Annotated in this window: 18 protein-coding genes and 1 tRNA gene; 15 read left to right on the top strand and 4 right to left on the bottom strand. The window is 48.8% G+C overall.

Going from position 1 to position 24,257, the window contains the following annotated elements; all coding sequences use genetic code 11:
* The first annotated feature begins 10 nt into the window (after positions 1–10).
* Positions 11–1,480 (top strand): YdiU family protein, encoded by a 1,470-nt coding sequence (locus KCG43_RS15085; protein ID WP_218385924.1) that lies wholly within the window; start codon positions 11–13, stop codon positions 1,478–1,480.
* Between the two features lie 85 nt (positions 1,481–1,565).
* Here KCG43_RS15085 and KCG43_RS15090 read toward each other — a convergent pair whose 3' ends face one another.
* Positions 1,566–2,489: a putative PEP-binding protein gene (locus KCG43_RS15090; RefSeq protein ID WP_218385926.1), complete on the bottom strand. Its 924-nt coding sequence runs from the start codon at positions 2,487–2,489 to the stop codon at positions 1,566–1,568.
* A 270-nt stretch (positions 2,490–2,759) separates the two neighbouring features.
* Between KCG43_RS15090 and KCG43_RS15095 the strand changes: the two genes are divergently transcribed.
* The 5 genes from KCG43_RS15095 to KCG43_RS15115 all read left to right on the top strand — a co-directional run bounded on the left by KCG43_RS15095 (position 2,760) and on the right by KCG43_RS15115 (position 8,100).
* Positions 2,760–3,812, top strand: coding sequence for a 3-deoxy-7-phosphoheptulonate synthase (locus KCG43_RS15095; protein WP_218385928.1), 1,053 nt, complete (start codon positions 2,760–2,762; stop codon positions 3,810–3,812).
* Positions 3,813–3,896: 84 nt separating this feature from the next.
* The gene (locus tag KCG43_RS15100) at positions 3,897–4,382 is read left to right on the top strand and encodes a YajQ family cyclic di-GMP-binding protein (RefSeq protein ID WP_027252148.1); all 486 of its coding nucleotides are present in this window, start codon (positions 3,897–3,899) and stop codon (positions 4,380–4,382) included.
* 272 nt (positions 4,383–4,654) lie between these two features.
* Positions 4,655–6,277: a glycoside hydrolase family 19 protein gene (locus KCG43_RS15105; RefSeq protein WP_218385930.1), complete on the top strand. Its 1,623-nt coding sequence runs from the start codon at positions 4,655–4,657 to the stop codon at positions 6,275–6,277.
* 239 nt (positions 6,278–6,516) lie between these two features.
* A complete protein-coding gene (locus KCG43_RS15110) occupies positions 6,517–7,134 on the top strand; it encodes a DNA-J related domain-containing protein (protein ID WP_218385932.1) in 618 nt (205 codons plus the stop codon).
* Positions 7,135–7,257: 123 nt separating this feature from the next.
* Entirely contained in the window at positions 7,258–8,100 is an 843-nt protein-coding gene (locus KCG43_RS15115) for a pirin family protein (protein ID WP_218385934.1), read from the top strand.
* 63 nt (positions 8,101–8,163) lie between these two features.
* On the opposite strand, the gene lpxL is transcribed toward KCG43_RS15115, so the two are convergent.
* Positions 8,164–9,093: an LpxL/LpxP family Kdo(2)-lipid IV(A) lauroyl/palmitoleoyl acyltransferase gene (lpxL, locus tag KCG43_RS15120; RefSeq protein ID WP_218385936.1), complete on the bottom strand. Its 930-nt coding sequence runs from the start codon at positions 9,091–9,093 to the stop codon at positions 8,164–8,166.
* Between the two features lie 568 nt (positions 9,094–9,661).
* On the opposite strand from lpxL, the gene KCG43_RS15125 reads away from it, so the two are divergent.
* The 5 genes from KCG43_RS15125 to KCG43_RS15145 all read left to right on the top strand — a co-directional run bounded on the left by KCG43_RS15125 (position 9,662) and on the right by KCG43_RS15145 (position 16,068).
* Positions 9,662–9,955, top strand: a complete 294-nt coding sequence (locus tag KCG43_RS15125; protein ID WP_027252143.1) for a helix-turn-helix domain-containing protein — start codon at positions 9,662–9,664, stop codon at positions 9,953–9,955.
* A gap of 397 nt (positions 9,956–10,352) precedes the next feature.
* On the top strand, positions 10,353–10,967 hold the full coding sequence (locus KCG43_RS15130) for a DUF2760 domain-containing protein (protein ID WP_218386015.1): 615 nt from the start codon (positions 10,353–10,355) through the stop codon (positions 10,965–10,967).
* Positions 10,967–12,802 (top strand): Hsp70 family protein, encoded by a 1,836-nt coding sequence (locus tag KCG43_RS15135; protein ID WP_218385939.1) that lies wholly within the window; start codon positions 10,967–10,969, stop codon positions 12,800–12,802. Before KCG43_RS15130 ends, KCG43_RS15135 begins: the two co-directional genes overlap by 1 nt.
* A 123-nt stretch (positions 12,803–12,925) precedes the next feature.
* Positions 12,926–15,748: an Hsp70 family protein gene (locus KCG43_RS15140; RefSeq protein WP_218385941.1), complete on the top strand. Its 2,823-nt coding sequence runs from the start codon at positions 12,926–12,928 to the stop codon at positions 15,746–15,748.
* A gap of 116 nt (positions 15,749–15,864) precedes the next feature.
* Positions 15,865–16,068, top strand: coding sequence for a helix-turn-helix domain-containing protein (locus tag KCG43_RS15145; RefSeq protein WP_027252139.1), 204 nt, complete (start codon positions 15,865–15,867; stop codon positions 16,066–16,068).
* Between the two features lie 60 nt (positions 16,069–16,128).
* Here KCG43_RS15145 and KCG43_RS15150 read toward each other — a convergent pair whose 3' ends face one another.
* Positions 16,129–16,434, bottom strand: a complete 306-nt coding sequence (locus KCG43_RS15150; protein ID WP_192016694.1) for a hypothetical protein — start codon at positions 16,432–16,434, stop codon at positions 16,129–16,131.
* Positions 16,435–16,987: 553 nt separating this feature from the next.
* Here KCG43_RS15150 and KCG43_RS15155 point away from each other — a divergent pair.
* From KCG43_RS15155 to KCG43_RS15165, 3 genes are all read left to right on the top strand, one after another.
* A tRNA-Pro gene (locus tag KCG43_RS15155) sits at positions 16,988–17,064 on the top strand.
* Between the two features lie 744 nt (positions 17,065–17,808).
* Complete coding sequence (locus KCG43_RS15160) at positions 17,809–19,290, top strand: sodium:alanine symporter family protein (protein ID WP_218385943.1); 1,482 nt, start codon at positions 17,809–17,811, stop codon at positions 19,288–19,290.
* Positions 19,291–19,805: 515 nt separating this feature from the next.
* Complete coding sequence (locus KCG43_RS15165; protein ID WP_370630699.1) at positions 19,806–22,340, top strand: glycosyl hydrolase family 18 protein; 2,535 nt, start codon at positions 19,806–19,808, stop codon at positions 22,338–22,340.
* A gap of 218 nt (positions 22,341–22,558) precedes the next feature.
* Here the strand turns inward: KCG43_RS15165 and KCG43_RS15170 are convergent, their stop codons facing one another.
* A complete protein-coding gene (locus KCG43_RS15170) occupies positions 22,559–23,044 on the bottom strand; it encodes an MAPEG family protein (RefSeq protein ID WP_218385946.1) in 486 nt (161 codons plus the stop codon).
* 331 nt (positions 23,045–23,375) lie between these two features.
* On the opposite strand from KCG43_RS15170, the gene KCG43_RS15175 reads away from it, so the two are divergent.
* Complete coding sequence (locus KCG43_RS15175) at positions 23,376–24,068, top strand: alpha/beta hydrolase (protein ID WP_218385948.1); 693 nt, start codon at positions 23,376–23,378, stop codon at positions 24,066–24,068.
* The last annotated feature ends 189 nt before the right edge of the window (positions 24,069–24,257 follow it).

Genomic DNA, 24,257 nt, shown 5'->3' on the forward strand with positions numbered 1-24,257 from the left:
GGCGGCCATTATGCGCAAACTGACCGAATTGATTTTCAATAATACTTACAGTGAATTACCCAGTGTGTTCGGCACCCGGGTGATCCCCCAGCCGCTGGAAAATCCTTATCTGGTCAGTGTCAATCCTGCCGTCTGTGAAATGCTGGAACTGGATCCTGCCGAAGCGCAAACCCCTTTCTTTGCAGAACTGTTTACCGGCAATGAAGCACTGCACGGACTTGACCCGCTGGCCATGAAATACACAGGTCATCAGTTCGGTCAGTACAATCCGGATTTAGGCGATGGACGCGGCCTTTTGATGGGAGAAGTGATCACATCACAAGGCAACAAGTGGGACATTCATCTGAAAGGCTCCGGGCAAACCCCATATTCCCGCATGGGAGACGGACGCGCAGTGTTACGCTCCAGCATCCGTGAATATCTGGCCAGTGCGGCCATGAAAGGCCTGGGTATCCGAACCACGCATGCACTGGCCGTGTTAGCCAGCGACACCCCTGTTTACCGGGAAAAAGCAGAACTGGGCGCCACACTGATCCGTGTCGCAGAAAGCCACCTGCGTTTCGGCCACTTTGAATACCTGTTTTATACCCAGCAGCACACGGAGCTGAAGCTGCTGGCGGATTATCTGATCAAGCATCATTTCGCTGATCTACTCACCCATGCCACACCGTATGCGGCCATGTTCCAGCGCATCGTCGATCTGACAGCCACCTTAATCGCTGACTGGCAAGCGGTTGGTTTTGCTCACGGTGTGATGAATACCGACAACATGTCAGTGCTCGGACTGACATTCGACTACGGTCCTTACGGGTTCCTGGACGATTATCAACCGGGTTATATCTGTAACCATTCAGACTATTCAGGCCGCTACGCGTTTAACCAGCAACCGTCCATTGCACTGTGGAATTTATCCGCGCTTGGCTATGCATTAACCCCGCTTCTCGACAAAGAAGAGATTGATGCCGCACTGCACAGCTACCAGTCACGGCTTCAACAGGAATACAGCATCCGGATGCGCAATAAATTGGGCATTATGGAACGCCATGAAGAAGACAGCGCCCTATTCAGTGAGATGTTTGAGCTGCTCGCCAATCAGGCAATAGATTACACCCTGTTCTTCAGAACGCTGACTGACATTCCAGCCGGAAACCTGACTGACAGCAGCCACCTGTTTTCGGATCTGGTTAACGATCCTGCGCCCCTGCAAGCCTGGCTTAACACTTACGCGAAGCGACTGACACTCGAACAGAACAACGATGCCGATCGCTTAGCGTTAATGCGGCTGCATAATCCTAAATACATACTGCGGAACTATTTAGCCCAGCAAGCCATTGAGCAGGCGGAAAGTGGCGACTATGCCATGGTTGAGAATCTGCTGAACGTTCTGGCCAACCCATATGACGATCACCCTGACTATGAGCAGCTGGCGGCGAAACCACCGCAATGGGGAAAAGAGCTGGAAATCAGTTGCTCGTCTTAGCAAGCACACTTTTCCGGCACGATGCCGACACGATACAAAAGAGCGGCAAGTATAAAAAGAGCCTGAATACTCAGGCTCTTCGTAGTTATTGTGGGCTGCAGATAAGACTCGTCACTGCGTGTTCCGATAGCCAGCGCTGAAGTTTTGGCTGAACGGTGACAGAGCGTGACAGCAATTCACAATGCTTATTCACTTCCCGGCTCTTTTTCAGCGTACGTTCAGCCAGAAATAACACTGCGTCATTATAAGGTTCGTCATAATCCAGCGTGTCATTTGCCGGGTCTATCGCCAGCGTCAGTTGTGCCAGATGATCCAGATCGATCACTACACCATCAAAGTAATGCAGAAATTTATCCGCCATCACAGCATTGGCCGGTAAATCACACATCAGATGCACCTGCAAACCTGACTTTCCGCGAAACAAACCTTGTTCTGCCAGCAAATCATGAACGGATGCCGCATCACTGTATGTACGGACAAAAGGAATCACTATGGCTATCGGCAAATCACCGGTCACATGGCGCAGCTGCTTTATAATTTTACACTGCAGTGCAAACATCCTGGCCCACTGCGGGTGCAGGTAGCGAGCCACACCGCGCAGTCCCATCACAGGATTTTCTTCTCTCGGCATTAAATGACCGCCAATCTGCGTACTGTCGCTGGCAATCTCCGCTCCGCTGAGTCTCAGCTTCAGTACCGGTTTGGTATGTCCTGCCGCAATACGTTTCTGAGCAAATTCAGACAAATCATTGACCAGCCTGTCAACCAGAAAGCTCTCAGCATCTTTCCCGCCGGTTATCGCTGACAACGCCGCTTTCTCATCACCATTGAGTACATCCGGCTGACACACAGCGCTGAGATGAATCCCGGTTTCTGCTATTAACGCATCCAACCCTATCAAAACTGTATTGCTGGCTTCATCTGTTGACCTTGATACCAATTGCGAGCGCGTTAATGCGATTACTTTACCCGCGACAACATTGGTCGCCCACTTCTCTGCGGACATCATAGCCATCTCCCTTACACTGCTGTTTATTATCTGTTATTCAACCAAAGTAGCTCAGCATCCGAGTTACTCTGAAAGGCAAGCACTATTTTTATGCTTACAGGAAACATAACAATTCATTTTTATCCGGTGCAACCATTATTCAGGTTTTCTTCAGATCCCAGTAAATTCAGGCCATAAAGGTGATGGATATTAATCGTTTGGTTTATTCCTGCGGCCTTTTAGGCTATCTTTATCCGTCATCAATGTTACACCTGAAAAGCAGGCGCCCAAATGCCCCAAAAAACCGATGAACTTCGTACCGTCAGTCTCGGACGTATGCCTTCTCCAGACGAGGTGGAAGCCGCCCATCCGATGACAGATCCCACCGCCAAGCACATCGCTCATTCCCGCCGTGAGATCGAAAACATTCTGACAGGCAAAGATAACCGCCTTCTGGTCATCGTTGGCCCATGTTCAGTCCATGATACAGAAGCCGCTCTGGACTATGCGCGTCGCCTGCTGACACTGAAAGACAAATACCAGGAAAAACTGTGCATTGTAATGCGCACCTATTTCGAAAAACCACGGACTGTCGTTGGCTGGAAGGGCCTGGTTTCCGATCCCCATCTTGATGGTAGTCTGGATTTAGTTGCCGGTTTGTACAAAGCCAGAAAACTACTGCTCGACATTAATCAGCTGGGCATGCCAACAGCGACCGAGTTCCTTGATATGATCACAGGCCAGTACATTGCGGACTTGATCAGCTGGGGAGCGATTGGCGCACGTACCACTGAATCTCAGATACACCGTGAAATGGCCTCTGCGCTTTCCTGTCCGGTAGGATTTAAAAACGGCACCGATGGTAATGTGAAAATTGCGATAGATGCGATTCGTGCCACCCGTGCACCGCACGTTTTTTGCTCCCCGGCAAAAAATGGCGAGATGACGATTTACAAAACCGCGGGCAATCCCCATGGCCACATTATTTTGCGTGGCGGAAAAATGCCAAATTATCACGCAGAAGACATTCAGGCAGCCTGTGACGCGCTGGAAGAGTTTGCGCTGCCGACTAAGCTGGTAGTCGATTTCAGCCATGGAAACTGTCAGAAGCAACATAAACGCCAGCTTGATGTGGCTGCCGACATCTGTAAACAACTGACAGATGGCAGTCGCTACATTGCCGGCATTATGGCAGAAAGCTTTATTGTTGAAGGTAATCAGTCACTGGAAAGCGGCCAGGAAAAAGGCCTAACCTATGGTCAATCCATCACCGACCCTTGCATAAGCTGGGAAGATACTGAAGAAATGCTTGCCATGCTCGCTGCTGCAGTCCAAAAACAATAAGCCAGGCCAAAAGCCATTAGTTACAATAGTCTGGCGTTTTATGATATAAAAACGCCCATTAACAATGATGAGCAGGAATACACCATGCCTTCTTTTGATATTATTTCTGAAGTCGATACCGTTGAGCTGAAAAATGCGGTAGATAACAGTAACCGCGAGCTGGACACCCGCTTTGATTTCCGCAATGTAGAAGCCACTTTCAGTCTGAATAAAGAAATCGTGAAAATGTCTGCTGAAGCTGAGTTTCAGCTGCTGCAAATGCGCGATATCCTTCGCGGAAACTTAGCCAAACGCGGCGTTGATGCCCGCGCGATGGAAACCAAAGACATGGTTCACACTGGGAAAACCTATTCACAGGAAGCCATGTTTAAGCAAGGGATTGATACCCCTGTGGCTAAGCAAATAGTCAAAATGCTAAAAGATTCCAAGATCAAAGTGCAAGCCTCTATTCAGGGCGACAAAGTCCGGGTAACCGGTAAAAAGCGCGATGACCTGCAAGCTGCAATGGCGCTGGTACGAAGCTCAGAAGAGCTGGATAAACCTTTCCAGTTTGAAAACTTCCGCGACTGATTCACCGCTTTATCCATTGATTTCAGGAAGGCGATACATGCCTTCCTGATCAGCCACAGAGTCAACATCAACACTTTTTACACTACTCCAATTAAGTTGTAGTGCGTTATCACAACTTCTCAGCAAGTCTCTGACTCCTTCACTGATTCCTATTGCTTGCTATCACAGTTTGTCATTTCATCTCACGACAAAACTGTCATAAGCGATACCTTAATTTGCAGTACATTTTTTCGGTCAACTGACCGGCTTTTACTGCACTTAAGGAACCAACAATGAATAACAGACACATACTGCAAAGGACGCTGAAGACAGTCCTGATCAGCAGTGCTTTACTCTCTGCCAGCGTCATGGCCACGGCGAATTACAACCCCGATGGCGTTTATAGCGCGGGTGAACAAGTCATCTATCAGGGAGCCACTTATCAAGCACTGCGCAGCACAGAAAACGAGGCACCCGATACGTATCTGGGCGATGCCTGGCAACAAGTCAACGCGCTGAATGTAACGTCATCAACAACACCGACGTATCCGGCCTACCAAAGCAGTGCTGTGTATGTAGGGGGTGACCACGTTTCTTACAACAGTCAGATTTATAAAGCAAAATGGTGGACACAGGGAGAAGCACCAGACACCACACCCGGCACAGGCGTTTGGGAGTGGGTCAGTGCAGACAACAACCCTGATCCCGGCCCCGGCCCTGATCCGGATCCAACGCCGGAACCGACACCGGCCAACGGTATCATTGGTCAGAACCCGGACGGTAGCTATATCATGAGCAAAACCTATCTGGATGCCCGTGAAGCCGAACTGACCAGCTCGCCGGAATTCGCTGCAGTGCTGGCTTCAATCAGCACACGCGACAACGCAGTTGTAGAAGCCGTTGTTCCTGGCTTGTCTACCAACCCGGATAACGTCAAACGGGTTGAAGCCTTAATCAGCGAGCAAAAATGGGATGCGCTGTTCCCGGAGCGCAACGTCGTCTATACCTACTCTAATTTTCTGAAAGCAGTCGCGAAATTCAAAGGTTTTTGTGCCACCTATACCGATGAGCGTGCAGCGCAATCAGATGCCATCTGTGCCAAATCGCTGGCCGTCATGTTCGCGCATTTCACTCAGGAAACCGGCGCCCATAACCCCCACTCTCCTTACGAAGAATGGCGGCAGGGCCTGTTCTTTGTACGCGAAGCCGGGTGTTCGGAAGAGGCCTCTTCCTGTGGCTACAACAGTGAATGTGCCGCCAGTAACTGGCAGACTGAGCAGTGGCCATGCGGGACTAACCCCGACGGCAGTTATGTGAAGTATTTCGGTCGTGGTGCCAAACAACTGTCTTACCACTACAACTACGGCCCCTTCTCTGACTTTATCTTTAACGACGTTAGCGTACTGCTACAAGATCCGGATCGTGTTGCTGACAGCTGGCTGAACCTGGCGTCTGCCGTGTTCTTCTTTGTGTATCCGCAGCCACCGAAACCTTCCATGCTGCATGTTATTGACGGTACATGGCAGCCAACAGCAGCAGATATTGCTGAGAAGCGCGTACCCGGCTTTGGTGTCACCACTATGATCATCAATGGCGGTATTGAATGCACGCTTGACACTGAGAAACCTCAGTCAGTCAACCGTATTAAATACTACCGTGGTCACGCTGCCGCTCTGGGTGTTGCCATTCCCGCAGACGAACAGCTGGGCTGTGCGGGTATGAAAGCGTTCAAGAAAACAGGTGACAGCACCTTTGGCCTGTACTGGGAAAATGACTGGAGCTATTACCCGGATAACCCGGGCGGCAGCAGCTTTGCCTGCCGGATTGAATCCGGGTATCAAACCGCGCACACCACACTGAAAAAAGGCGATTATGCCAAGTGTATCCAGAAGTATTACGGCGTGACGATTGAGTAACACCACTCATTCCAGCAACATCAGATAAAGATTCCGGGATAATGAACAGCGTCATGCACTTATCCCGGATTTTTTCATGCAATAGCCTGAAAATGTGCAAGCTGTGACACCGATTCCCCTATCCGCTTTCTGTACCCTGATTTCTTTTTGTCTCACACCCGAGTTTGTTAGAGTGCCACTGCCTATCGTCGCAGACGGTGATCAGGCGACACCTTTTTCACAACTAACGGAAACACTGAATGACCCTGCCAGAGCGTCCATCTGACGAACAACCTGAAAACCCGCTTATCTGGCCCATTCTCAGCCTGCTGGAAAAGCAACCCGATGGATGGATGGTGCATACCCTGGCGGAATCGTTGAAACAGCAAGGTTTACTGAACACCTTAGACGAGGTTGCTGAGCAGGATCTGTTCAAGCGAAATTTTCTGCTGATGAATGCGCTATACCAGCTGCAGCAAATGCTGTTGCCCCGGCAGTGGCTGCAGGCTCAGGCAATGAACATCAAACTGATGCAAAATCAGGGTGATCAGCAGGTCGACGAGCAAGACCCGCTCAGGGAATACTATCTGGACTGGCAGAATTATAACTCTGATACCCACTCCATCCGCGATCTGCTGTCAACGTTCTGGCAAAGATATCAGCAACACATTGGCAACCTGAGTGTCACGACAAACGCCTCATGGCAACAAGATCTGGCCGTACTTGAGCTTCCCGCTGATGCCAGTCCGGCACAAATACGCAAACAATGGCGAAGGCTGGCATTGCGCTGGCACCCTGATCGCCCGGAAGGTAATACAGAGAAATTCCGACAGGCCTGTGAAGCCTGGCAGCGCATTCAAAGCCGCCTCCACAACTAATCCCAAACGCCAACTCATTCAATTTTTTCTAATAAGCTGTTCGTCAGCCTGAACTGTTCTGTTGCCTTTGCCCGGCGTACACTTTTTTCAAACTACGCCGGAAGCTGATATTCGGAGGCAATCATGGCAATCAGACACATTCAACATATCCTGCGCTCTCACCCATCGTCAGATGGTGATGGTGTCAAAATTCAACGCGTGCATGGTTTCGACAATGCGGCATTTTCGCCTTTTCTGATGGTTGATGAGCTCAAGTCTGATCAGGCCGCTGACTATATTGGCGGGTTTCCACCTCATCCTCACCGAGGCATAGAAACACTGACTTATATGTTACGCGGTCACTTCCAGCACCAAGACCACTTGGGCAACAAAGGCGAGCTGAAAGACGGTGGTGCGCAATGGATGTCGGCAGGTAAAGGGGTTATTCACAGTGAGATGCCCATCATGGCCGACGGGCAATTACATGGTTTTCAAATTTGGATAAACCTGCCCGCCAACAAAAAAATGCTGCCCGCTCAGTACCATGACTTCCAGTCTGACGTGATTACAGAGAAACAGCTAAATGAGCAGAACCTGATTCGTGTTATTGCCGGCGATCTCACCATTGACGGTGACACTCTGACAGGTCCGCTACAAGAAACGGGTGTACCCACCACTATTGCAGACTGGCGAGCAGCAGCCGGTGAGCAATTGAACAGTTGCCTGAACCCGGATTTCCAGGCCATGCTGTATGTTTACCAGGGAGCAGTCAGCATCGAGGGACGACATGCCAAAGCCGGTGAACTGGTGATGTTAACCGCAGGTGAAGGTCTGGCAATAACGGCCACAGAAGATACCGGGCTGCTATTGCTTTCGGGCACCCCGATTAATGAGCCAGTGGCACATTACGGCCCTTTTGTCATGAATACCATGGAAGAGATCGAGCAAGCGATTCGTGATTATCAGGCCGGCCAGCTGACCGACTAGCTGATAGCCACACGCCCTACGAAAACAGCCCGCAATGCGGGCTGTTTTTTTATCTTTCGCCAATCAGTATAAACTGGCTTCGCCTTCGGGACGGGTCTTAAACCGCCGGTGCAGCCACATATACTGCTCTGGTGCCTGCATGATCATAGGTTCTACCGCGTGTTTGTTGATATAGACTGCTGCCGCATCCGGATCATTATGCGGGAAGTCTTCCAACGGTTTAAACACTCTGAGTGTATACATACCGTCATCGGTGTCGCGGACCAGGGCAATAGGTACAATGGCACAATCAGTGGCATCAACCAGTAAACTGGTTCCTACCGTCGTACACGCCTTATCAACGGCAAACAGGGGCGCAAAGGTTGAACGGCGACGACCATAATCATGATCAGGGGCATACCAGACCCGCTCCCCTTCACGCAAGGCACGGAACATCCCTTTGACATCTTTGCGATCCAGCATATAACGGTTAGAACGCACCCGGCCTTTAAACTGGAAATAATCAAAACAAGGGTTATTGTTCGGACGGTAGACACCCACACCCGGCGCTCTAAGGCCGAATGCGCGAGCTCCGACTTCCAGATTCATGGAATGAACGGCCACCAGCAGTACACCTTTCCCTTGCTTATCCAGCTCATCCAGATACTCAACACCTTCAAACCGGATGTGGCGTTTAACCCGCCATTCAGGCCAGAACCAGGCAATGCCGGTTTCAAACAAAGCCAGTCCGGCATTGTCGATATTTTTCTTAATCAACGCATCACGCTCATCCTTTGGCATATCTGGAAAGCAGAGTTCCAGATTACGCTCAATGGTATAACGACGCTTTTTGAGCAATTTGATTGCCAGCCTGCCGACACCTTTACCCATCAGAAACTGAATACGGTAAGGGAGTAAACTGATGAGTTTCATAGTGCCAATCATCAACAAGGTCGGCCAGTATCGGGGGTGAAGAAGTTCGGCCTTAAATTCCGGTGCCGTCAATTTGCTCATAACAGAGACGATTTTCCTTATTGTTTGAAGCGAAGCCTGCACTGTCATCGTCGTGGGCAGACAGGAAAAGAACAACGTATTGTATACCAGCATGGCAAGCTTGCAAGAACCACAGCACCTGGTCTGTTCACCTGGCTACTATCCCTGCAGTGCCAAACAAAGAAAAAAGAAAAGCCACCCGCAGGTGGCCAGTTGAAAATTATAATTTTAGTCTGTTGTTATTATAATTCTGAATCCCTGCACAGTATCAGCGCTTCCCCTAAGCCCTGAAGCAGTGATCACAGATACTCCCTCTTCTTCACATCACTGCATTAACATTCACGTAATACGCGCTTTGTTTCTGCTGTGTCTGGTTTCATTATTTGATTGCACTTTTCGGGCCAACTTTATCCATTCATTAATTTCAATGTGTTACGGTTTTACAAAGATGACGACTTCAGACAGCTGTAAAACTCTCTGACAATAGCAACGACTGCCGGCTGCATCAAAACGCCGTTCATCCTGGCTGAAATTGGTGATACTCTGGCATCGTCAGTTAAGATGTTTAAACGGAGTTAACACGGCAGTTATGTCCATCAGTAAAACCAAATCCAGCTTTTATCGTCGCTTATATGTCGCGCACCTGATCGACCAGGGCATCGCGACAGTGCCCGCATTGCTTGAATATACGGGTATGCCGAGGCGCACAGCGCAAGACACCATTAAAAGCCTCTCCGACCTCGATATTGTGTGTGAATTCAAACAGGCAGAGGGAGAACGCCACCGAAGCGGACGGTATGAAATTCAGGAATGGGGCGCAATCAACAAACAATGGATTGCCGACAACCTCACTGACATAAAAGCAGTGCTTGATTACCCCTGATGCACTATCTGCTGCGCAAGTTATCGCAGCCTGCAACTCATAATGCGTTGCATTTTGCCTGTCTGATTTTCTGACACTCCTGTAAAGTTAATGCGAATTTCACACAGGCTCAAAAAATAGACTAAAAAGTAATGAAGGGCGGTAAACTCCAGCCTCATTCAGCGATTTGAGCCTTACCACTGCCGCTCTTATCACAAGTGTATGTAACCTGTGACAGAAAAATGTCATATTGACTTGGTTGCAAAGTAACCTAAGAGACAGTTTCTCGCGAAACTAGCGCTAAAAATGGCGTGTTTACTGGCTATATTAGCAATATGTTGTGTTAATATTCGGGCCAAAATTTTTCAGCTTGTCACGGACAAAAGAGAAGATAAATATGGCTTTAGACTTTTCAAAAATGACGGTGGATTTATCCGCAATGCCAACCACTATTGATATGGCACATGGCGTACTGGCCGCTCTGGTTGTTATTCTTTTACTGCTATACGTGACAAAGAAAGGCAAACCGGTAGAAGTTGAGAAAGTCGTCGAGAAAGAAGTCCAGGTTGAAAAAATTGTCGAAGTCGAAAAACCGATCGAAAAGATTGTTGAAGTAGAGAAAATTGTTGAGGTGGAATCTAAACTCAAAACCGCAACGCCTGACGCTGCGCTTCAGCTCCTGTCTCTGCTGCAAAAAGAAGCACGTTTCATCGACTTTATGCAAGAAGATCTGAAAGGCTTTGCCGATGCCGAAATTGGCGCGGCAGCCCGGGTTATTCACGAAGGCGGTAAAAAAGTACTGGATGAATATTTCCGGTTTGCGCCAGTGCGCAGTGAAGAAGAAGAAACCCGCATCACCTTACCAGAAGGCTTTAATGCCTCTGAAGTCCGCCTGACAGGCAATGTGGTGGGTAATGCACCTTTCACTGGCACCCTCATTCACCGCGGATGGAAAGTCACAGAAATTCATTTACCTAAAATGTCAGACGGACACGACCCTCGTATCCTGTCGGCAGCTGAGGTTGAGCTATAATGCAAGCACATCAAGAACATAAATACAGTGTGGGTATTGACCTTGGCACCACCCACTGCGTTCTGTCTTATGTTGATTTACAACAGGACGATGCACCGGTCACTGTGATGCCAATCGCCCAGCTGACCACTCCGGGCAATGTAGAAGACAAATCGCAATTGCCTTCTTTCATGTATCAGGCACACGAATCTGAGCTGGCACCAGGGGATACTACCCTGCCATGGGATGCTCAGCCGAATGCGATTGTGGGTGCGATGGCCCGCCATTTAGGGAGTAAAACCCCTATCCGTTTAATCGCCAGTGCCAAAAGCTGGTTGTGCCATGGCGGCATTAACCGTCGTGATGCCTTTCTGCCGCTGAATGCGCCAGAAGAAGTGACTAAAGTTTCTCCACTGGCTGCGACCCGCGCTTATTTGTCTCACCTGGCCAGAGCCTGGGATCACAAACACCCTGATGCATCACTGTTCGATCAGGATGTTACCATTACCGTACCGGCCTCCTTCGACCCCGCGGCTCGCGATTTAACGGCAGAAGCGGCGCGCGAAGTGGGCTTCAAACACCTGACGCTGTTAGAAGAGCCACAGGCAGCGGTATACAGCTGGATCAAGAATAACGATGACACCTGGCGTGATCAGGTCAGCGTGGGCGATGTCGTCCTGGTTGTTGATATCGGTGGTGGTACTACCGACCTCTCACTGGTCGCCGTGACGGAAGAAGACGGTAACCTGACGCTGAATCGTGTTGCTGTCGGTGATCATATTTTGCTGGGTGGCGATAACATGGATCTAGCGCTGGCTTACCGTCTGAAGGCCAAACTGGCGCAGGAAGGCAAGGCGCTGCAACCCTGGCAGATTCAAGCCATTACCCACGCTTGCCGTGATGCTAAAGAAGCCCTGCTGACAGACGATACTCTGCAGGCTGTTCCCATTGTGGTGCCAAGCCGGGGTTCCAAGCTGCTGGGTGGTACACTGCAAACCGAACTCACCCAAGCGGAAGTTCAGCAAACACTGGTAGAAGGCTTCTTCCCACAAACAGGCATTGAAGAGCATCCGGTTGAAATGCAGCGCGGTGCTCTGACACAAATGGGCCTGCCTTACGCACAAGATGCCGCTATTACCCGTCATATTGCCGGTTTTCTGAGTCGTCAATCCTCCGCCGTGGATGAACTTTTTGACAGCTTTGAGCAAATTCATGACGGCTTTATTCGTCCGACTGCAATTTTGTTCAACGGTGGTGTGCTGAAATCCGATCTGCTTTCTCAACGCCTGACGTCCACCATCAATCAATGGCTGACCCAGGCCGGCAGCCCGGAAGCCAAACGCCTTCAGGGACTGGACTTGGATCTGGCTGTTGCCCACGGGGCTTCCTATTACGGCTCAGTGCGCCAGGGCAAAGGCGTTCGCATTCGCGGTGGTATTGCCAGCAGCTACTATGTGGGCATTGAAAGTGCCATGCCGGCCATTCCGGGTATGGAACCACCTGTAGAAGCACTTTGCGTAGCGCCTTTTGGTATGGAAGAAGGCAGTCATGCAGACGTATCAGGCAGAGAATTCGGCTTGATCATTGGTCAGCCTGTGACTTTCCGATTCTTCGGTTCAACAGTTCGCCGGGAAGATGCACCGGGTGTCCTGCTTGACTGGTGGCAACCAGAAGAGCTGGAAGAACTGCCAGCGATTCAAGTGACCCTACCGGTATCCGATGGTCGTTCTGCGGGCCAGATCGTTCCGGTTTCACTGGCGGCACGAGTGACAGAATTGGGCACCCTATGCCTGGAAGCCATTCCAACTGATGGCGGTCAGAAATGGCAAGTAGAGTTTGACGTTCGGGAAAGTTAATGCTTTCTCAGATGATATTTCGACGGCGCATTCATTGCGCCGTTATTTTACCCAGCTTACCCAGTTTCAGCCATATGCTGGTTACACGGTAACATCTGAGTAAAAACAGGCACGGAGTCTTACATGTCTTCTCCCCGATATTTAGTGGGTATAGATTTAGGTACAACACATACCGTTGTCGCCTACTGCCCTGTTACTTCTGATCTTCAACATGAAGCTGTAAAGATTTTCGACATCGACCAGCTCATCGCCCCCGGTGAAGTGGCACGCAAACCCCTTTTACCCTCGTTCAGATACCATCCTACAAGCGGTGAAATAGCACCTGATCTGTGTGTTCTGCCCTGGGATAACAACCCCGTTAATAGCGACTTTCCAGAGGCGATCATAGGTGATTATGCCCGCGAATTAGGGGCCAAAGTTGAAGGCCGGCAAGTCACTAGTGCAAAAAGCTGGTTATCTCATACGGGCGTTGATCGCAATCAACCGATTCTGCCATGGGCAGCCAGCAGCGGTGTGCAAAAAGTATCGCCGGTTATTGCCAGTGCGAGTTACCTGAACCATGTCCGTCAGTGCTGGGACTACCACCATCCACAAGATAAACTTGCCCACCAGGATGTTGTTATCACCATACCCGCTTCTTTCGATGAAGGCGCCAGAGCGCTAACGATAGAAGCGGCCAAACTGGCCGGGCTAAGCCATATGGTATTGCTCGAAGAACCACAGGCCGTATGCTACGACTGGTATTCCCGTCACCACAATGAAGCGGAAACCCTGTTGAAAGATATACCGCTTTTAATGGTGTGCGACATTGGCGGCGGTACCACAGATCTCAGCCTGATTAAAGTCAGCTACCAGAATGAAAGGCTTAAGCTTGATCGCATCGGCGTAGGTGACCACCTGATGCTGGGTGGGGATAACCTGGATTTGGCACTGGCCCATCAGGCCGAGAATATCCTGCACACCGGTGGTAAACGGCTAAGTGCTGCAGGCCTGTCGAAGCTCATTCAGCAAACACGTCGTGCAAAGGAGCAACTGCTGGCAGAAAATGCGCCCGATCAGGTGAGTGTGACGCTGCTTGGCAGTGGCTCAAAACTGATCGGCGGCAGCCGCTCGGCGGAACTCACTCAGGCGCAAGTCAACCACATCGCGCTCGACGGATTTTTCCCTGTCAGTGCGTTTGATGAACATCCTGGCCAACGTCAAAGTGCCGTTGTGGAATTCGGTTTACCCTACGCTTCAGATCCGGCTATATCCAGACATCTGGCACATTTCATCAGTGAACATAGTGCCGCCTGCCATGAGGCTATGGGCTTAGCCGAAGACAACAGCGACGCATCGATTAAGGCTATTCCCCCTGCAATTTTGCTCAATGGCGGCGTATTCAACAGCCCTGTTTTGTCCGAACGTATTCAGGATATTTTTGCCCATTGGAAAGGAGCAAGCGTCACCTGTCTGGACAATCCGCATCCCGACCTTGCTGTCGCATACGGCGCCGTCGCATATGCAAAAGCCAGACACGGCGCACAGTTGAAGATTGGAGGAGGATCTGCGCGCTCATTTTTCCTCGACCTGCATACACAATCCGCTCATTCTGGTATTTGCCTGTTACCGCGAGGCACTGAAGAAGGTGTTGAAGTGGCATTGTCAGACAGAAAATTCGCGCTGACATTAGGCGAACCGGTTCGTTTTGATCTGTATGCCTCTTCAGATGATACGCCGATCTCGGCCGGGGATATCCTTACTCTGGATAAACCCCATATGACCTCGCTGCCCCCTTTTGTTATTACTCTGAACAGCGAGACCGACAGAGAATCACTGGCAGCAAACCAGAAAGACAGAGTTGATGTTACCCTGGCCTGTCAGCTCACTGAAGTGGGCACATTACAATTGGAATGCGTCAGCGCAGACAGGCCAGGCAAACGTTGGCAGGTCGAGTTTTCAGTACGGAAAACAGCCGCTGTCGATAATGCCCCTGATGCAAGTGAAGACATGCCCCATCCAAGCGCTTTGCAATCAGCCCGAATTGCCATTCAGAAAGCGTACGGCGGCAGCAAAAAACACGCCGATGAAAAACCCGTCAAAACACTCAGAAGCGATCTGGAAAAGTACCTCGGTAAGCGTGAAGACTGGGAAATGCCAGCATTACGATCCTTGGCCGACACCTTGCTTGACAGCAAAAAGCGGCGACGCCGTTCCGCTGTGCATGAGCGAAACTGGCTGAAACTGACAGGTTACACGTTAAGGCCCGGTTTTGGTGACCCGGTTGATGACTGGCGGATGAATCAAGTCTGGGCGCTGTATCAGCACAATCTGCAATTTCACCAGTCTGCTCAAAGCTGGAATGACTGGTGGATATTCTGGCGTCGTGTAGCAGGTGGTCTCAATCAGGCGCAGCAAGAAATCATTTACAAAGATATCGCCAAATACATTAATCCGAGCGCAACCCGCAATCCTAAATTAGCAAAAGAGATGCAAGAGCGAGGCTATGAGCAAATGGTGCGTTTAGCAGCTTCTCTTGAGCACATAGCATTTGAAAAGAAACTGCAACTGATCGAATGGTTATTCTCACGATTGCAAAAACCACAATTTGCTCAGGCGCATTGGTGGGCAATTGGCAGGATTGGCAGTCGCTTCCCGCTCTATGGAAGTCGGCATAACCTGTTAACGGCTCAGCATATCAGCTACTGCCTGCCAGAGTTATTAGATTCAGACTGGAAAGATGAACCTGATATTGCCCTTGCCGCCGTAATGATGTGCAGAAAAACAGGCGACAGAACACTGGATATTGATGATGAGTTACGACAAAAGGTAGTAGATAAACTACTGGCAAGCAAAGTGCCAGAGCGCTGGATCGAGATGGTCGCAGAGCATAAAGTGTTGACCCAGGAAGAAAACCAGCGTGTTTACGGCGATTCGCTTCCCACCGGCCTTATACTCCTGGAGTAAATATTCGCTTATTAAGCTTACGTTAGGGTATGACTGCTACTATACCGGGAATCAGAACTGCCGGTCAGTCATACCCAGCAGGCCTATAAAGGAATAACAAGCGAGTAGTTTTGGCTATGACACGTGAACAATTTAAAGTAATCTCAGAGCGAATTTTCAAATCCCAAAATCAACGTACTGCTGTTGAGGCTGTCGTCTTCGAAGGTTTATCAAGCTATGAAGCCGAGAAACGATATGGCGTACCGAAAGGGACTCTCTCACGGAATGTTCGCAAATATAAAAATGAAGTCGACTACATCACAACAGTCACTGAAGCATAATAAAAAAGGAGAGTATGACTCTCCTTTTTTATTATAAGTAGCAATCAGATAGACGTTAGGTTATTCCTCAGTCTGAGAGTCCATCAACTCTTCAGGGTGAACACCGTCTTTTTCCATCAACGCCAGAATCTCAATCATTCTTACCTGACGAGCTTCTTCTTTAAATTCGTTCAATACTGCTATCAAATCATTTATTTTCTGTAGCGGAATTCGCTTAATGACAGCACGCTGTCTGCCCGGTACTTCGTCGGCAAAGTCAATCAGTGCCTGACGATAGTCAGCTCTGGTCTCTTGCAGATGTTTCCCGTTTTCAACATTCTTTAGCATCGCACTTAGTGCTTTTTCCGCATCCGAAAAGTTAGCCATGAATTACCTCTAAACACTATTCTTATAAAGAGCACTTTCTTGCCATCGACTAACAGATTCATGACACTTGTTGTGCTATTTGAAATAGAGCAAAATTAATAAAATTAAACCAAGATCCCAAGATATCTCATAAGACCCGTATTCTGCCGAAAAACTAACGCTATGACTTCTGCTGCGCGTATGTGAGAAGAGTAGTACGCTCACTTAATTATAATAGAGAACTCTAACGAGGGTGTAAGAGTAGCAGCAGTAATTAAATAATACTCTCAGTCTTCGTTATTGTGAACATAATTTTTGTGTCCTTGACAATTCTCTGACCAAAAAATGATTTTAACGATCTCGGACTGGGATTCTCAACTGCCGCTACAGCACGTTTATTTTAGTGAATTTGCCAGATACCTGTGCGCTGTTGCACCAACACAAATACCCTTTCACCCTCAGAATCAGCCAGCAGCTAATCAATCGATGAAATAATAGCCTGTTTCTCAGCAATTTAGCTTTGCCAAAAGCAGTCAGTATTGGTAATATGCTCGTCAGTTAGCAAGCCTTTTGGCGGACATTAGCGCAGTTTGGTAGCGCACTACTCTGGGGGAGTAGGGGTCGCTGGTTCAAATCCAGTATGTCCGACCAAAAGGCTTTTTTGTTTCATTCTTCTCATCTTCTTTATTTGTTTCCCCTCGAATTTTTTTCAAAACTTTTTTTAGCAACAGTTGCTTCAGTCTATCATTGGCTCGATTCCCCAAGGAGCATGATATGGAACAGGCACCATATTGCAAAGAATGCGGACAACACGAAGAGTTCATTGTCATCGATGAACATCTGTTCGTTTGCATATGTGGCTACCAATTCAGCTGTATCTCAATCAGCGTGAAGAAAAGCACTATGACGTCTCCCTCCCCCTCTCCACCTTTCGATTATCAAGTCCATTAAACAGACGGCACCATCAGTGAAAACGACGGCCCTCAATCAGGTAAAAGCACGATCTCAATCGCAACATCACAGTGTTATAATTTGAAGAATAGCGTTAAATTTAGTTTAAAATTCCGTTAACAACAAATTAATCCTACTTTGGTTTTTCGCTTACAGCACAGACAACAAATACTCAATAAGCAACTGTTTTTAGTATATAAAAAATTAATTTCAACGTAATAAATCTCATGTAACGTCGTATAAATCCATTAAAAACGTGATCTATATCCTGAGCCATTTGCGGGATTTTGTGCTACCTTCTCGCACGAAAATTAAGTCACTATTACACATTCGGGAACATCTCTTCATCTCGCTGCATAAGCCAGTGAGCTGAATCATTCCCTTCATTTAGGACAATGCTTGTTGTCCTGCTTCTTAGTCAATATGACATCACAGGATCATTCTATGGATGCAACGATTAACAATTGGCTCGCCATTCTCAACGAAAAATTAATGCTCATCATTGGCGACATTAATGGACTGCTATGGGGCCACCTTCTTGTATATCTGCTGGTTGCTGTAGGTATCTATTTTACTTTTCGCCTCGGGTTCATTCAGATTCGACAGTTTCGTCATGCCATCGGCGTCTTGAAAAAAGGCAAAGATGTAGAATCTGGTATTAGCTCTTATCAGGTATTTTGCACTTCAATGGCAGCACGTGTGGGTACCGGTAATATGGCTGGTGTCGCAGTCGCACTGACAGTCGGCGGACCCGGTGCCATTTTCTGGATGTGGGTGATGGCCCTGCTGGGAATGGCGACCGCTTTTGTGGAATCCACACTTGCTCAAGTCTATAAAGTAAAAGATGTAGACGGGCAATACCGCGGCGGCCCAGCCTATTACATGGAGCAGGGACTTGGTGCCCGCTGGATGGGCACACTGTTCTCAGTCTGTCTGATTATTGCTTTCGGACTAGTCTTCAATGCCGTTCAGGCAAACACCATTACCGCTGCCCTCAACCATTCTTTTGAGATCGACCGTAAGTATGTAGGGCTGGTTATTGTGGCGTGTTCTGCCTTCTTCATCATGGGCGGATTAAAACCTATCGCGCAAGCTTCTGCTCGTATCGTGCCGGTTATGGCGGTCGGATATCTGGCTATCGCCTGTCTGATTGTCATCATGAACATGTCTGAACTGCCTGCCGCAATCTCGCTGATTGTTAAAAGTGCTTTCGGCTGGCAGGAAGCCGCAGCCGGCGGCGTGGCTTATACTATTGCGCAGGCAATGCAAAGTGGTATCGCTCGTGGCCTGTTCTCCAATGAAGCGGGTATGGGCTCAGCGGCCAATGTTGCGGCCAGCGCAACACCTAACCCTAACCACCCTGCATCACAAGGCTTTGTACAGATGCTCGGGGTGTTTGCTGACACCATTGTCATTTGTACTGCCTCAGCCGCGATGATCATGCTGTCAGGTGTGATGGATCAGCCTGATGCTGCTTCTGGTATCGGTCTGCTGCAACAAGCACTGACAAACGAGCTGGGAAGCTGGACAACCTACTTTATGGCAGCCGCTATCATTCTGTTCTGCTTTACTTCCATTATTGCTAATTACAGTTACGCAGAAACAAATATCATGTTCCTGAACGGCAATACGAAGAAAGGCTTATTCACATTCAGAATCATTGTGCTGGCTATGGTGTTGTTTGGCTCCATTGCCTCACTGCCTGTCGTATGGAACATGGCCGATGCTTCTATGGGCATGATGGCGCTGATCAACATTGCTGCACTGGTGCTGTTGTCTAATCTGGCTATCAAGGTGATCAAAGATTACGAAGTACAAGTGAAAAACGGGCAAGTGCCAACATTTGACCGCCGTAAGTTCCCAGAACTTAGCAAGCTAGACGGTGCCTGGCATCCTAAGTCTGATACGGCTAAAGAATCACGCTAAATCAGCAAGATAAAACCAATACAAACAAGCCAGTATCCTTCTGGCTTGTTTACTTTTAACTGGTACATATTTCCTTGTTTAGACGTTCCTGATTAATAAGAGCGTTGCAAGTCCACATGTCACACTGAAACGTTTTCCTCATAAGTTTCTCATAAGCACGTAAACTCCTCAGCCACATCGCCGTTCCTTCTTTATCAAAAAATTCATATCTCATTGATTATTAATGAGTATTGTTTGTATAGCAAACCTCACTCATAACCATCTTATTGCAGTAAACTTATTTTTATACATTTATAAAGTCAGTCGAAACCAAGGGTTTTTTCGTTTACAGATCATTATCACGTGCTAATTGCAGTTAAATACCTACCACAAATGCAAAAAAGATCACATTAATTAACATTTTTATCATTTATTTAATTTTCTTGCTTTGAGAAAAAAAGAAACTGTTCTATTTATTAGCTATGACCGGCATGTCATTTGCTCTTATTGATTATTTCGACTCAAGGAAGAAAGCAATGCTATTAAACAAGTTTAACTTGGTTGCACTCTCCGTTGCCGCTGCGACTATGTCCTGCAGTGTGCTCGCCGCACCGGGTACCCCTCAACTTGCATGGATGGAAACAGACTATGCCATCGTTGAAGTTGATCAGGCTGCAACCGCCTACAAAGATCTTGTCACAGTAAAAAATGCAGCAGATGTGCCAGTAGCCTGGCAACGTTATTCCGGCGAAACGGCTGACCACTGGAAAGTAAAGCTCAATGGCAACGTGGCATTTGAGGAAAGTATTAACCCGGCATCCAGTGGTGCTGGCTCTACGACCTTGTCCATCACTCAGGGTGGTCAATATGCGTTAACCGTCGAATTATGCAGTGGCTCTGGCGCTGAAGAAGCGTGTAGCAGCAGCCCTGCAACCAACATAGTGGTGGCAGATACAGACGGCAGCCATCTCGATCCACTCCCCATGAATGTCGATCCGAACAACGGCACCTACTCTACCCCTGCTGATACTGTTGTTGGTGCCTACTTTGTTGAGTGGGGCGTCTTTGGCCGTAAATTCACCGTCGACAAGATCCCAGCCCAAAACCTGACACACATCCTTTACGGCTTCATCCCTGTCTGTGGTCCGAATGAATCTCTGGGCGAGATCGAGAGCGGCAATAGTTTAGCGGCACTTAATCGCGCTTGTGCCGGCACACCTGATTTTGAAGTCGCGATTCACGATCCCTGGGCTGCTGTCCAAATGCCACAACCACAGTCTGGCCATACCTACAGCACCCCTTACAAAGGAAACTACGGCCAGTTGATGGCACTAAAACAACGCTACCCGGATTTAAAGGTCATCCCTTCGATTGGTGGCTGGACGCTGTCTGATCCTTTCTTCTCGTTTACCGATAAATCCAAACGTGATGTCTTTGTTGCCAGTGTGAAGAAGTTTCTGCAAACCTGGAAATTCTTTGATGGTGTCGACATTGACTGGGAGTTCCCAGGCGGAAAAGGTGCGAATACCACTCTGGGTGATCCGGTTAACGATGGCCCGGCATACGTAGCGCTGATGCGTGAACTGCGCACCATGCTGGATGGGCTGGAAGCCGAGACAGGTCGTCAGTTCGAACTGACTTCTGCAATTGGTGTTGGTTACGACAAGATTGATGTCGTTAACTACGCTGAGGCATCTCAGTACATGGACTACATCTTCAACATGAGTTACGACTTCTACGGCGGTTGGAGCAACGTAACAGGTCACCAGACAGCGCTGAACTGCGGCAGCCATCTGACAGCGGATCAATGTAACGGCACAGGTGTTGATGAAAACGGTGAGCCTCGCCTAGGTCCAGCTTACACCACTGCACATGGCGTCGAGCGTCTTCTTGCTCAGGGTGTACCTGCCAACAAACTGGTTGTGGGTGCAGCCATGTACGGTCGCGGCTGGACGGGTGTGACCCAAGCCAGCATGACAGATCCAAGCAACCCGATGACAGGTGTGGGTAATGGTGCTGTCGCCGGTTCCTGGGAAGCAGGTGTGATCGACTATAAAGATGTCGTTACCCGTTATGAAAATAAAGCTGGCGTCGTACTGGGTTATGACGAACAGGCGGAAGCACCATGGGCTTATGATCCGAGTAACGGCGATTTAGTCACCTACGACAGCCCACGCTCTATTATGGCCAAAGGTCAGTATGTGCGTGATCTGGGACTTGCCGGTCTGTTCGCATGGGAAATTGATGCTGACAATGGTGACATCCTGAATGCGATGCAAGAATCCCTGGCTGGCGCACCGGCAGGAAACCGTGCACCTGTTGCACGTGCAGGTTCTGATCAGCAAGTGAATACTGCAGCCACTGTGACTCTGAACGGTTCTTCATCAACAGACAGCGATGGTCAGATTGCCGGCTATCAGTGGGTACAGACCAGTGGACCGGCATTGACACTGAACGGTGCGAATACGGCTTCCGCAACCATTTCAGTGCCAGATGTCACGGTTGATACTCAATATGTCTTTACTCTGACTGTTACGGATAATGAAGGGGCGACAGCCACCGACAGCATCACAGTGACTGCGAAAGCGCCTGGTGCACAAAACACCGCGCCGGTTGCATCACTGACCGGCCCAGTTACAGCCAATGCAGATGATGTGATCACCCTGGATGCGTCACAGTCCACTGATGCCGATGGCGATACCCTGACGTACGACTGGACTGTACCTGCAGGTGTGAATGCCGTTATTAATGGTTCAAGCCTGAGCTTTACGGCCGGTAGCTACACGACTGATACAGCATTGTCTTTCAGTGTCAGTGTTTCTGACGGAACGGCTAGCGATGCGGCCTCTCTGACAGTGACCATTGCAAAAGACGAAAGCGGAACCGGTGGTGAGGGTGATTTACCAGCCTATGTGGAAGGCACTGCGTACCAGGCCGGTGATCAAGTTTCCAACGGCGGCGTGAACTTTGAATGTAAACCATACCCTTATTCTGGTTGGTGTTCAGGTGCAGCCTGGGCCTATGAACCTGGAGTGGGCGTATACTGGCAGGATGCATGGACTCAGCTTTAATGGTTCATTGCCGTGCTTAAAAAAGCATTAATCATTAAACTGTCCATCTGAAAAAGGCCACTCGTTCTGTTGCGAGTGGCCTTTTCATTTGAGTGACACACTGGGTTTCTTAGCTGACTGTAAGCTAGGAAACAGAGATCAAGCATGTCACAGCCTGCAAATAAATGGCCAGACGAAATACCATTTCATCTTTTACGAATGTTAGCGAACCCACACCTTTACTGCGCTGAGGTGAACAATCGGACAAGTGTATAGATCACCATTGCGATCACCGCCACTGAACTGACAGTCCATATCGTGGCCCGGACATCGTGTAACTGAGCCGTTGCATAGGCTATAAAATGTGCCGCTCGAGCCAGAACATACGCCCATATTAACACTTGAGCAAGCAGCAGCGGCGGATCTATTAACACGAATAGCAATCCGGCGATAAGAAACGCGGGTATACTTTCCAAATCATTCAGGTTCATACGCCGCGAGCGATCAACGTACTCATTCAGCGCCAATTGACCAGTTACCGGGGTCGGATTCAGCGGGCTTTTCTTCGCATCTTCCGGGCTACGAAAACCAGCACGCACTTTCATCATTCGGTAAACCGTCATCCACGGCTGCAGCAAGAGCTTCAGCAACATCAGTGACGCCGCAAGCACATAGGTAAAGAAAACTGGATTCTCCAAACTCAAAATGACACTTTCACTTGCCATACGCTTTTTCCTCCTGCCATAGGCAACAGCGTGATGCACAGCTGAATCATTTAGTTCTTTAGAATCGTAGCTGATGCTGCATCATACTGCCGTTCACCCGCACCGCACCTCAGGTATACCCCCATCGGGTGGGGTACCGGGAGGACAGCTTTTCCCACCGCATAGCCCTCTTTTGTCGCTGTGAGCGATTATGGCGACTTTCCATCCGGTCTACTAGAATCTTACGAAATATGCGCTTTAGGTATGCATTAACCGTATCAACGAGAAGGCTTATTTTATAGAGAATCGGCCTGTGTAGTGGCCTCATAAAATAGCCGCGGAGGCCGTTCTAATGTCTAGCAAGTTAAACATTCTTTTGGTTCATGGAGCCTGGGGGGATGCATCTCATTGGCGTCATGTTATCCCTGCTTTACACAACAAAGGGTATAATGTTCGTGCTGTGCAAAACCCACTCACTTCACTTCCTGATGATATCGAACGTACAAGTCATCTGGCTGCTTCGTTAGAAGGGCCAGTGCTGATGGTTGGCCACTCTTATGGAGGGATGGTTATTACTGGTGCGGGAAATGCGACTAATGTTGTCGGCTTAGTTTACATTGCGGCATTTGCGCCTAATGAAGGAGAAAACCCTGGTGGTTTATTTGGGCTGAGAGAGCCGCCTCCCGGGGCCGCAATCATTCGCCCTGACGAGCAAGGTTTTTTGTGGTTAGATCCGAATCATTTTCATGAGAATTTCTGTCCAGACGTGGATGAAACAGAAGCGCTCGTTATGGCACTAAGTCAAAAACCAATTGCAGCTCGCTGTTTTGAAGATAAATCTGGCTCTCCTGCCTGGAAAGTTAAACCTAGCTGGTACCAGGTTTCAGCGCAGGATCGAATGATCCCACCAGAAACAGAGAAATGGTTTGCAGAACGGATTCAAGCGAAGAAAACGATCACTTTACAAGCTGGGCATGCCCCTATGGCTTCTCATCCAAATGACATAATCGAATTAATTGATGAAGCGGCACGCCAAGTTAGTTAATGTCATTATCATGCGACACCAGGCATAGTGGTCTTTTTAATTACACCGGTAAAAGTTGGTATGCACAAAAACACTGAATACTATGATTTCAGTGTTTTTGTTTTTCAGTACCTGATTAAAACTGATCCATTACATGATCTTAAAGGGGCGATGTTGGCCATTTTTCACTTAAGACGGATCTACCCGACA

This window comes from Photobacterium sp. WH24 (assembly GCF_019204055.1).
GTDB classification, from domain to species: Bacteria; Pseudomonadota; Gammaproteobacteria; order Enterobacterales; family Vibrionaceae; genus Photobacterium; species Photobacterium arenosum.